The following is an 11658-nucleotide window of genomic DNA, read 5'->3' on the forward strand; positions in this document are numbered from 1 at the left end:
TCCTGGTCTACCGCAGGGGCATGGAATTACGATATCTTACCCCGCTCACCGCAAGCGAACAAATCTCGCAAGGCCTTGATCAGGCGAAACCTATGGCGCTGGCTGACCGTGTTCGGTTCTCCGAACTGGATATTTTGCGTCATGTCAACAACAAGGCCTATCTGGGCTGGTTTGAGACCGCCCGTGTTTCGTATTTTGACCGGCTTTGTGCCAAGCACTTTAACGGCCTTCCTGCGCCGCGTTCGGTGCTGCGAAATGCCAATGTCCACTACAGGCGCGAAATGGTACTGGATGAGCCCTATATCACCACGGCCCGGGTCATTGCCTTTCGCAACACATCCTATGTTATGGAGCAACAAATCTGGTCAGGAGGGCTACGTGCCACGCTTGAGGCGGTCATGGTGCTGCGCAGTCCTGATGGCAGCGCGGGCTATCCGCTGCCAGAGACGCTGAAACAGCAATTCATTGACATTGACGGCGCCCGCCCCGATCAGGACTAAGGCCGCGCGCTATGCTGGGCGTTCTTGGGCGCTGCAATGCCCTGGAATGCCTGCCTGATAAAACCTGCCTGATAAAACCTGCCTGATAAAATCTGCCTGATAAAATCTGTCTGACAAAACTTGTCTGACAAAACCTGTCTCGCAGTGAACCCGGTTACGGTGCCCAGTGCACCGTAATGGCCGTGAGCACCGCCTGGACAGGCGCCTGTTCGGGCGGCAAAGGCAGCGCGTGATACAGCGCTTTTTTCTTGGATTCGCCATAAATAACCAGGTGTTTAGACAGGGCGCCATCGAGGATTGGGGCCGACAGGCTAATACGCGCCTCAGGCTGGCTGTCGGGGCGAAAAACAGACAGAACCGGCGCACCAGAGGCCAGCGCCGCGCCCAGCCCTGCTGCGCCAGGAAACAGGGACGCCGTATGCATATCCTCTCCCATTCCGAGCAGGACCACTGACAGCGGCAACTCGGGTATGATCTGAGCCTCAATTTCCGCCAGAACCTCTTCGGGATCACGCGCAGGCACGTGAAAGGGCAAAAAGCGCGCCGCAGCAGCCCGATCCGTCAGCAGTCTCTCGCGGATCATACGCCCGTTTGATCCGCGCGCTCTCAAGCGGCACCCAACGTTCATCGGTGGCCATCACATGCACCCGGTCCCAGGCAATATCAGCGGCGCAGAGATCGTCAAAAATCGGCGCAGGGGTGGTGCCGCCTGCCACCGCCAAAGAGGCGGTTTCATGGTGCAGAAGATGCATTTCCAAATTACCTGCAATCTCGCTGGCGACCTCGACCGCTAACATATCGCGGTCTGGGTATTCGTTGAATTTCATGGGTTTATCCCTCTCCATTCGCGCTGATCGCGCCGCATTAGCAAATCAGCATCACCGGGTCCGGTGCTGCCGCTTTCATAGGGTTTGGGCACATCGCCCCGGGCCTGCCAGCCGGCAATGATCGGGTCGGTCCATCCCCAGGCCGCCTCCACTTCGTCGCCGCGCATGAACAGGGTCTGGTTGCCGCGCACCACATCCATGATCAGGCGTTCATAGGCATCGGCAGGATCACCTCCTTTGCGGCCCAGGGCCTCGGCAAAGCTCATATCAAGCGGCACATCCATCAGGCGCATCCCCCCCGGTCCGGGCTCCTTGATATGTCACGCTCAGCGTGATGCCCTCGTTTGGTTGCAGCCGGATCTTCAGGTGGTTGGCATGCCGACCGGCCTCCTCGCCAAAAATCGAGTGCGGCGCATCCTTGAACATGACATTGATCACCGAGGAGCGCGCCTTGAGCCGTTTGCCTGTGCGCAGATAGAACGGCGTGCCAGCCCACCGCCAATTGCTGATATGGGCCTTGAGGGCGATATAGCTTTCGGTGCTAGACCTTTGATTTCCTACTGTTTCACGGTAATTGACATCTTCATTCCCGGCCTGCTGCGGTGAGGCGTACTGACCGCGCACGATATGGTAGGGCTCAACCGGATCAAGCGCGCGGATCACCTTTAGTTTTTCGTCTCGCACCGCGTCTGGGTCGAATTTCGCCGGTGGTTCCATCGCAATCAGGCACAACAATTGCATCAGATGGTTCTGCATCATATCGCGCATGGCACCGGAGCGCTCGTAATAATCCTCGCGCCCCAAAACCCCAACAGTCTCAGCGACGGTGATCTGGATATGGTCGACATACTGACTGTTCCACAGCGGCTCAAACAGCATATTGCCAAAGCGCACCGCCATCAGGTTTTGCACGGTTTCTTTGCCGAGATAGTGATCAATCCGGTAGATTTGCCCCTCGTCAAAATGGCTGGCCAGTGTCTGGTTGAGCGCGCGGGCTGAGGCCCGGTCATGGCCAAAGGGTTTCTCAACCACGATGCGTGTGGTGGCATTGGTCAGACCATAGCTGTGAAGCCGCTCTGCCAGCGGGCCAAAAAGCGCGGGGCCAACAGAGAAATAGAACACCTGCACCCGGTCGGCTGCAGCACCTGCCTGGCCCCCGCACAGAATCTCACACAGGGCGCCCCAGCCTGTCTCTGTCTTGCCGTCAAGCGGCACATAAGAGACGATTTGCAAAAAACCGGCCAGTTGGGCCGGACTACAGATCTCGGGATCCAGAACATGCTGCAAATTCTGCGCCAGCACCTCCCGAAACTCTGCGCTCGACAGTCCAGAGCGGGCAGCGCCGATGATGAGCGTGCCCTCGGGGATTTGCCCGGCACAAAACCGGCGAAACAGCGCAGGAAGAATTTTGCGCTGCGCCAAGTCGCCCGTGGCTCCAAAAATCACCAGATCGAAAGGGTCGACCGGAATGACACGCGATACCATTTTTTTCAACTTCCTGTAACGACGGCGCCCCTGTTCTGGGACCCGCAGCATCACTTCCCTGTCATAACGACAGGAGGCGGCTTTTCATTTTCCGCTATTATAAGCTAGCTTCTAGCGAAAGAAACTGTCTGAGAGTGCATAAGCGTGAAAGATCTACCCGTTCCAGGTGCCAATGTCGGGAAATTTCAAGACAGTTTGGTAACAGCAGACGGCTCGGAACGGGCCTCTGTGGCCCTGACCAACCCCGAGACCCTGTGGTTTAACACCGGCACCCTGTGCAATATCGAGTGCGAGAATTGCTATATTCTCAGCTCCCCGACCAATGACGCGCTGGTCTACCTGAGCGCGCCCGAGGTCACCTCATATCTCGACCAGATCACCGAGCGCAATTGGCCCATCCGCGAGATAGGGTTTACCGGTGGTGAGCCCTTTATGAACCCGCAAATGATTGCCATGAGCCGCGCCGCTCTGGCGCGGGGGTTTGACGTTCTCATTTTGACAAATGCCATGCTGCCCATGATGCGCAAATCCATGCGCGCCGGTCTGCAAGAGCTTGAAGCCGCGTACCCTGGAAAAATGACCCTGCGCGTCTCATTGGATCACTTCACCGCCCCCCAGCATGACGCCGAACGCGGCAAGGGCAGCTTTGACAAAACCCTTATGGGGATGCGCTGGCTGCGCGATGCAGGGATCCGCATGACGGTGGCCGGGCGGACCCTTTGGGGTGAAAGCGAACAGGTCTCGCGCGCCGGATTTGCGGATCTCTACCGCGACAATGGCTTTGACATCGACGCGCAGCACCCCGGCCAGACCGTTTTGTTCCCCGAAATGGACGAGAGCGTCGAAGTGCCGGAAATCACCACCGCCTGCTGGGGGATTTTGGACAAATCTCCCAATGACGTAATGTGCGCCTCCTCCCGCATGGTGGTAAAGCGCAAAGGCGCGCAGTCGCCTGCGGTTCTGGCCTGTACCCTGCTGCCCTATGCGGCAGAGTTTGAACTGGGTGCAACCCTGGCCGAGGCCGAAGCGCCAGTACAGTTGAACCACCCCCATTGCGCCAAATTTTGCGTTCTTGGGGGCGCCAGCTGTTCTGCCTGATCATCCCTGCCTGACCGTCCCTGCCTCCCGTGCCCCAGTGTGCGCTTAACACCTATGAGAATGCGCTGATCAAGGGCACAGATCAAAGGCGCGCATTACAGGTCTAATCACGGCAGACGTGCGCGACCTCAATGCAGGTTCAAGATGCCTTTGACGTTGCGCCACGCGCCCGGGCCAATCATTTTACGATGACTAAAGCGGACAGAATGAAGCGGGCCGTCCAGCTCGCGCTGCCAGAATTCGATAAACCCGAACAGGCGCGCGTGGTCCGGGGCCAGATCGTAGTCTTGCCAGACATAGGTATTCAGAACATGTGCGTGATCGGGCATGTGATAGGTAAACTCAGCCGTGGTCAGGCCATAGCCCTTCAGCATCATCTCGGTGCTGCTCATCTCCATAGTAGACCTCCTTTTGAAAGCCCCCCTGACCCAAAGCCTAGCACCAAATAGGTTAACCCCAGCCAAACTGGCCTATTTTGCAGAGAAATCCGAGCAAATCCTGCAGCTTGCTTGCGCCCTATATGCCCTGTCTGATAGGGTACCCACACAACATATAGACCCATAGAAAAGAACGGGCAGCCAACGTGACAGATACGCCGGAAACTCCTGACAACGCTGAAGAAAACCTTCCTCAGCGGTACACTTATGATGGCCCTTCAGTCTCCATCGAAGCGGAGATGAAGACCTCCTATCTGGACTATGCGATGTCCGTCATCGTCAGCCGGGCCATTCCTGACCTGCGCGACGGGTTGAAACCGGTGCATCGCCGCATTCTTTATGCCATGCATGAGACCGGCAATTCGCATGATAAATCCTACCGGAAATCCGCACGTCCCGTTGGCGATGTCATGGGTAAATACCACCCGCATGGCGACAGCGCGATCTATGACGCACTGGTGCGTATGGCGCAGGACTTCTCTATGTCGCTGCCGCTGCTCGACGGTCAGGGCAACTTTGGCTCGATGGACGGCGATAATGCCGCCGCCATGCGTTACACCGAGGTACGCATGGACAAGCCGGCCGCCTTTATGCTGGCCGATATTGAAAAAGAGACGGTCGACTTTCAGGACAACTACGACGGCAAAGACCGCGAACCTACCGTTCTGCCGGCGCGTTTCCCCAATATGCTGGTCAATGGTGCCGGCGGTATTGCGGTTGGCATGGCCACCAACATCCCGCCCCATAACCTGGGTGAGGTGATTGATGCCACCCTGGCTCTGATTGATGATCCTGACCTCACCAGTGAACAGCTCATTGACTATGTGCCGGGTCCGGATTTCCCCACCGGTGCCATCATGCTGGGCCGTTCTGGCGCCCGCAAAGCCTATCTTGAGGGCCGTGGCAGCGTCATCATTCGCTCCAAGACCCGCGTCGAAGAGATCCGCAAAGACCGCTATGCCATTGTTGTTGATGAGATTCCCTATCAGGTCAACAAGGCGTCAATGATCGAAAAGATCGCCGAACAGGTGCGCGACAAGCGCATCGAAGGTGTCGCACATGTGCAGGATGAATCCGACCGCAACGGCGTGCGGGTTGTTGTTGAGCTCAAGCGCGACGCCACGCCTGAGGTGGTGCTGAACCAATTGTTCCGCTTTACCCCGATGCAGACCTATTTTGGCTGCAACATGCTGGCGCTCAATGGTGGGCGGCCCGAACAGCTGACGCTGCGCCGCTTTCTGACCTCCTTTATTGATTTCCGCGAAGACGTGGTGGCGCGACGCACCGCCTATCTTTTGCGCAAGGCGCGCGAACGCAGTCATGTCTTGTGTGGTCTGGCCGTGGCTGTCACCAATATCGACGAGATCGTCGCCACCATCCGCCAATCCGCCGATGCGGCCGAGGCGCGTGTCAAGCTGATGACCCGGCGCTGGCCTGCGCAGCCGATCCTGCAATATATCGCGCTGATTGATGATCCGACCCATACCGCCAATGAAGACGGCACCTATAACCTGTCCGAGACTCAGGCCCGCGCCATTCTGGAGCTGCGGCTGCAGCGACTGACCCAGATCGGCGTCAAAGAAGTCACCGATGAGCTGGAAGACCTCGCGAGCAAGATCAAGGAATACCTTGAAATCCTGTCCTCGCGTGAGCGCATCATGGGCATCATCTGCGATGAGCTGCGCGAAGTCCGCGAGCAATTCGCGGTGCCGCGCCGCACCCAGATCGTTGACTGGTCCGGTGACATGGACGACGAAGACCTGATCGAGCGTGAGGACATGGTGGTGACCGTCACCTCTGGTGGCTACATCAAACGCACACCTTTGGGCGATTTCCGGGCGCAAAAACGCGGCGGCAAGGGCATCTCGGGTATGCAGACAAAAGAAGAGGATGTCGTCACCAACCTCTTTGTTGCCAATACCCATACCCAGCTGTTGTTCTTCACCACCGATGGTATGGTCTACAAGCTCAAGACCTGGCGCCTGCCGCAGTCGAGCCGCACCGGCAAGGGCAAGGCGATTGTCAATATCCTGCCGATCCCAACCGGTGTCTCGATTGCCGCCATCATGCCAGTGGATCGCCCCGACGATGAGTGGGCCGATCTGCAGATTGTCTTTGCCACATCTGCCGGAACTGTGCGCCGTAACCGTCTGTCAGACTTCACAAATGTGAAATCCAACGGCAAGATCGCCATGAAGTTCGAAGAAGAGCACGCCGACACCAAGCTGATAGATGCCCGCATCTGTTCCGAAGAGGACGACGTGATGCTGGTCACCAGCACTGGCCGTGCCATTCGCTTCCCAACCACCGATGTGCGGGTCTTTAACAGCCGCAACTCGGTTGGGGTGCGCGGTATCAAGCTGGGCGATGGCGCCGAGGTCGTGTCGATGTCGGTGATCCGCCACTTTGATGCCGAACCCTGGGAGCGCGGCGCCTTTATCAAGCGGTTCCGCTCGGAGCTGGGCAGTGACATCTCGGAAGACGAGACTGCAACTGAGGCTACTGAAGAGGTCGAAGAGGGCGCACTGTCAGAAACCGCTATAAGGAAATGCTGGCAGCCAATGACCTGCTGGTCACCATCAACAAACCTGGTGCCGGCAATCTAACTTCGGCGCATGACTACCGGGTCAGTGGCCGTGGCGGACAGGGTGTGGGCGCGATGAAGGGCGGCGAAATTGTCGCCACCTTCCCTGTTGAGCTGGGAGACCAGATCATGTTGGCCACCTCAAAGGGCCAGTCGATCCGGGTTCCTGTTGCGGGCATCTCCTTCCGCTCGCGCTCTGCTGGTGGGGTGCGTGTCTTCAACACCGGCAAAGGCGAAGAGGTGGTTTCGGTCGCCTGGATTGCCGAAAGCGGCGAAGAAGACGAGGCAACCGAAGAGTGATCTCTGTTTAACCCAAGAGCATTGGCCGGTCTTATTCAACACCCGGCCAATGCTCCTGAGGGTCGTAGGACAGATCAATCTCCACTGGCTTAAAGGCCAACTCCTGCAGGCTTTGCCCCTCTAGATACCCGCAGCTCTTATCTGCCTGCGCCAGCTCCAGCTGCGGCGCAAAGGGAGCAAGATCCTCGTCACTGCAATAGCCGCGGCCCTGATTTTGCGCGCAACTCGCCTCAAGTAGCCGATAGGCCCGCAAGAAGGGGCAATTTAGCAGCTGACTGCGATCAAACGACGCCGCATATTGCTTCCATGGCAAAATTTCAGGGTGATCCGCCTGGTTCATCACGTCTTCCAACATCGACAGTTGATGAACTTTTTTGCCCAGATACCCGAAAAGTGCCCGATTCTGATCGCCAGAATACACCACACCATTCTGGTAGTATGGATCACTCCAGAACACGCTTTCGGGGTGCGCGAAGTCGAATTGCTGTCGGCCATAGCTGTTCCAATTGTCTTCCGAAAAGGGGGCGGCCACAATCCGGCGAAAGGCGAAGTCTTTATTGACTGCTTTTCTAAGCCTGGAAAATTCATCCGCAGTCATGCGGTCCGACCCTGTGCGTGATTTCAGGCGCAACCCAGTCTCAGCAAGGCCCATCAACGCGGTATTGAACGGGTCATGCTTCAGCCTTTCCTTTATCTCGTCGAATTTCACAATGGCAATTTCATCTGCCAGTCGCGTGTTCCCCGACCCGGCGCTAAAGGCACTGTCAAACCGCGTCACCAGAGATGTTCGTAGCCAGGCCTGCTGCAATATTACGTTGCGGATAAATGCGACGTCCGCCTCACTTCGTGTGTGGCTGACGTGCCGACTTGTCATGCTGTTGGCGCGTTAATAGTCCAACGCGGGATCCTGTTCAGCAATGGATTGAAGGGCTTGCCGTGCATCATAACTGTCGGAAAAATAGTAACTCGTAAGCCCCGCGTAGAGACAGCGCATATTCAGGTCTACATCCGTTTCAGCCAGGAGACGCGCGTAAGTCTGGAAAAGAGTGGCCAGCATATCTGCGCTCCCGCCATATCCCTGATGGGCCATACCAAGAGATTTTTCGAGACTTTTCCAATTTGGATGGCGCTGCATTACAGCGTCGAGCACATTTATGATCTCATTTTTGTCCCATGACGTTGCGCTTTGGTTCAAAACCGCATCCGAGGCCGGAATGAAATCGGGATCAAGCGCCACGGCTAAACGCGCGTGAGAAATCGCCTCCTGGATCATGCGTCCATGTATCGCCAGGGCCTGGGGATGCACAAATTTGGCGAACTTTTCACCGCGAATGGCCCAGGCACCACGACTAAGCGACAGGCTGCGCGCGGTTTGCGCATAGCTGGAAGTCGGCTGCGCGTTCACCCAAGTCTCGATAAAGGACACCATTCTCGGATCACTTGCTTCAAAGGCATACATCAGGTCGCGAAGACTGGAGAAATCCTTGTTTCCTTCCAGAGACTTATCACTCTCAATGACGAGCCGCCTCTCCAACGTGGCATGGTCACCATCATAGGCCAGTATGCGGATCTCGTCACGTGTCAGCGCAGGGGTCAGCGCAGGTGTGTCGGCCCAGGCCTGTAGGGCAAAGACGGTCAGAAAACCGGCAGTCAAAAGAAGTCTCAAAATCAAATACTCTCGTTTAGTGGCAATATCTTTGGCACCTAATACCCTTAAAGGAGAGCAAAATTGTGACCACATCCTAAAAAACACAGGCGATTTTACAGGCAGTATTCACGGCGGCTTTAACGGAACCTAAGGTTTTTTTTGCTTAGTCTGCATCTCAAACGCCCACAATTTTGGCAGGATCCTTTCATGAACCTTTATCATTGCGCCATCGACATACATAATGAGACCAAAGCTCTGGCTTTTGCCGGAGCTGTTGATCAATGGATGGCCTATCTGAAAGAGCGCGGCGTCGTTCAGGGGCATCGCCTTCTGCGTCGTAAACTGAACCTTGCCAGCGACAACTGCCGCGACTTTCTGTTGGAGATCGAGTTCAAAGATCTCACTCAAATGGATAATGCTTTCCGGGTGTTGGGGGAAGATAATGAAGAGGTCGCACGGCTGTACCGCAATGTGAACACCTTGATTGCCAATGCAGAATTTGGCCTTTTCCGCCCCTTCCCGGATCCAGAACGCGCCGAGCGCATGGCCTTGATCTGACCGTTTCACCCAGATGAGCCCAAAGGCGGCAGATGACATCAAAAAGGCCGGGCAATTGCCCGGCCTTTTGTCTTTGCCCGTGTGCCTTAGGCTTACAGATCGTAAAGGCGGCTGAATTTCTCGTCGAGGTACTGCATCAGCGGCGCAGGACTGGGCGCAAAGCCGGCAGCCTGGGCAATGGTGGCGTGCGGGCTGCGCAAACCGCCATATTGCTGCAGGTTTTCGCGCAGCCAGCCAGTGGCCGAGGCGGTATTGCCCATGGCCAGTTCCGTATCTAGGCCCGAAAGATCGGCGCGCATTTTCTGGTTCAGACAGCCGGCATAGACATTGCCCAACGCATAGGTCGGGAAATAGCCAAACAGCCCCACGGACCAGTGCACATCCTGCAGACACCCGTTTGAGGGCTTGTCCACGGCATAGCCGAAATCAGCCTCAAAACGGTCATTCCAGGCGGATTCCAGATCAGAAACCTCAAGATCACCGGCCATCAGGGCCCGCTCCAGATCAAACCGTAACATGATGTGCAGATTGTACTGCAGCTCATCGGCTTCGGTCCGGATATAGCCTTTGTGCACCGTGTTCACGGCCTTGTAAAAGCTCTCAGCGTCCGGGATACCAAAGTCACCAAAACCCGCGCGCATCTCATCATAGAGCCAGCTGGTAAAGGCCTCGCCGCGGCCGATCTGGTTTTCATAAATCCGGCTCTGGCTCTCGTGCACGCCCATGGACACCCCGCTACCCAAAGGTGTCAGCAGGTAGTCGCGACTGATGCCCTGTTCATAGGCGGCGTGGCCAACCTCGTGAATTGTCGAGTAAAAACAATTGAACGGGTCATGCTCGCTGGTGCGGGTGGTGATGCGCACATCCAGACCACTGCCCGAACTAAAGGGATGCACCGCCTTGTCGACCCGACCGTGGCTCATATCATAGCCAAAGGCCTTGGCCAGCTTGCGCGTCAGTTTCATCTGCGCGCCTTCGGCAAAGGCCCCCTGCAGCGCTTTTGGAGCAGGCCTGTCCAATACCCGTGCGCGCAGATCCACCAGTCCGGGGCGCATGGCGTCAAAGATGGCCGCGATTTCGGCTGCGGTTGTGCCGTGCTCATAGTCCTCGACCATGGCGTCATACAGATCGCCACCGGCTGCCAGTGCCTGACCTTCTTCGCGCTTGAGAGCGACAACCTCTTGCAACACGGGCAGAAAAGCGGCGACATCCTCATCGGCACGGGCAGCGGCCCATTTGCCCTGCGCTTCTGATGTCACGCGGGCAATGCGGCGGGCCAGATCGGCCGGCGCCTTGACCGTGCGCTCATATCTGCGCTTGATCTCGCGCAGCTGGGCGGCGCCAGCCTCATCCGGGGCCTCAGCCGTTTCGAGCCATTCAGCCACCTTTGGGTCCGAGCGGCGGGCATGCAGCACGGCCTCAATAGCCGCCATTTCCTCACCCCGTTGCGGGGCGGCACCACGCGGCATCATTGTTTCCTGGTCCCATCCAAGACGCCCGGCGATCTGTCCCAGGGCCTGCGTGTCACGCTCATAGGCCATCAGAGTGTCAAATGTGCTCATGGATCAATGGTCCTTAATCGAAGTTGAAACGGGGTATGCCGCAAGAAAGCGGCCGCGCAGGATGGCAACCCACAAAACGACCGCGACCAATTGGTGCAGGATGGCCGCCTGCCAGGGTGCTGCATAGAGCACGGTCATAACCCCAAGCAGGATCTGTAGCGACAAAACCGCAAAGATCATATTAAAGGCGCTGCGGGTCGTTTGATGCGCCGAGGCCCGCCCTTTCAGCCAGACGACAACACCAAAGGCGAACAGAAGATAGCCGCAGACCCGGTGAATAAACTGAACCAGACCGGGGTTTTCAAAGAAGTTCTTCCACAAGGGTTCGATCATCAGCGGGTTTGGTGGCATAATCTGCCCCCCCATAAGGGGCCAGTCGGTATAAGAGCGGCCCGCGTCAATGCCCGCGACCAAGGCCCCCAGCAGGATTTGCAAAAAGGCAAAATGCAACATCCCGGTGGAGAGCCCAAAGATCTTGGCTTCTTTGGCGCGGCGGGCCTGCATCAGATCCCGCTCAGAGCGCCCCAGATGATATACATACCAGGCGATGAAGCCGAGAATGACAAAGGCCAGCCCCAGATGCGTTGCCAGCCGGTAGGAGGCGACCGAGGTCATGCCTTCGCCCTGGGTGACGCCCGAGGACACCATCCACCAGCCAA

Annotated in this window: 10 protein-coding genes and 2 pseudogenes; 4 read left to right on the forward strand and 8 right to left on the reverse strand. The window is 57.1% G+C overall.

Annotated elements, in window-relative coordinates:
- Window positions 1-20: 20 nt before the first annotated feature.
- Window positions 21-500, forward strand: coding sequence for an acyl-CoA thioesterase (locus tag B4968_RS03470; protein WP_083096659.1), 480 nt, complete (start codon window positions 21-23; stop codon window positions 498-500).
- A 154-nt stretch (window positions 501-654) separates the two neighbouring features.
- Here B4968_RS03470 and pgl read toward each other — a convergent pair.
- From pgl to zwf, 3 genes and pseudogenes are all read right to left on the reverse strand, one after another.
- Window positions 655-1327: pseudogene (gene pgl / locus B4968_RS03475) on the reverse strand (6-phosphogluconolactonase).
- On the reverse strand, window positions 1324-1620 hold the full coding sequence (locus tag B4968_RS26020) for a hypothetical protein (protein ID WP_420916452.1): 297 nt from the start codon (window positions 1618-1620) through the stop codon (window positions 1324-1326). The pseudogene pgl and the gene B4968_RS26020 overlap by 4 nt, the downstream one beginning before the upstream one ends.
- A complete protein-coding gene (zwf, locus tag B4968_RS03480; RefSeq protein WP_420916453.1) occupies window positions 1595-2812 on the reverse strand; it encodes a glucose-6-phosphate dehydrogenase in 1218 nt (405 codons plus the stop codon). Before zwf ends, B4968_RS26020 begins: the two co-directional genes overlap by 26 nt.
- A 144-nt stretch (window positions 2813-2956) precedes the next feature.
- Between zwf and B4968_RS03485 the strand changes: the two genes are divergently transcribed.
- Window positions 2957-3910 carry a radical SAM protein gene (locus B4968_RS03485; RefSeq protein WP_083096638.1) on the forward strand — a complete coding sequence of 318 codons (954 nt, stop codon included), beginning with the start codon at window positions 2957-2959 and terminating at the stop codon, window positions 3908-3910.
- A gap of 128 nt (window positions 3911-4038) precedes the next feature.
- Here the strand turns inward: B4968_RS03485 and B4968_RS03490 are convergent, their stop codons facing one another.
- Window positions 4039-4308, reverse strand: coding sequence for an usg protein (locus B4968_RS03490; protein WP_083096641.1), 270 nt, complete (start codon window positions 4306-4308; stop codon window positions 4039-4041).
- 185 nt (window positions 4309-4493) lie between these two features.
- Here B4968_RS03490 and gyrA point away from each other — a divergent pair.
- Window positions 4494-7231, forward strand: a pseudogene (gene gyrA / locus B4968_RS03495) (DNA gyrase subunit A).
- A 31-nt stretch (window positions 7232-7262) separates the two neighbouring features.
- Here gyrA and B4968_RS03500 read toward each other — a convergent pair.
- Together B4968_RS03500 and B4968_RS03505 are read right to left on the reverse strand one after the other, a co-directional pair.
- Window positions 7263-7940 (reverse strand): hypothetical protein, encoded by a 678-nt coding sequence (locus B4968_RS03500; protein ID WP_139792562.1) that lies wholly within the window; start codon window positions 7938-7940, stop codon window positions 7263-7265.
- Between the two features lie 177 nt (window positions 7941-8117).
- On the reverse strand, window positions 8118-8972 hold the full coding sequence (locus B4968_RS03505; RefSeq protein WP_083096647.1) for a DUF4034 domain-containing protein: 855 nt from the start codon (window positions 8970-8972) through the stop codon (window positions 8118-8120).
- A 114-nt stretch (window positions 8973-9086) separates the two neighbouring features.
- On the opposite strand from B4968_RS03505, the gene B4968_RS03510 reads away from it, so the two are divergent.
- Complete coding sequence (locus B4968_RS03510; RefSeq protein ID WP_083096649.1) at window positions 9087-9437, forward strand: DUF6614 family protein; 351 nt, start codon at window positions 9087-9089, stop codon at window positions 9435-9437.
- Between the two features lie 92 nt (window positions 9438-9529).
- Here B4968_RS03510 and B4968_RS03515 read toward each other — a convergent pair whose 3' ends face one another.
- Window positions 9530-10999, reverse strand: a complete 1470-nt coding sequence (locus tag B4968_RS03515; protein ID WP_083096651.1) for a carboxypeptidase M32 — start codon at window positions 10997-10999, stop codon at window positions 9530-9532.
- A 3-nt stretch (window positions 11000-11002) separates the two neighbouring features.
- Window positions 11003-11658, reverse strand: a 656-nt coding sequence (locus tag B4968_RS03520; protein ID WP_139792563.1) for a COX15/CtaA family protein, incomplete at its 5' end; no start/stop codon positions are given.

The sequence above is a fragment of the Pseudophaeobacter leonis genome (genome assembly GCF_002087335.1).
Classification (GTDB): domain Bacteria; phylum Pseudomonadota; class Alphaproteobacteria; order Rhodobacterales; family Rhodobacteraceae; genus Pseudophaeobacter; species Pseudophaeobacter leonis.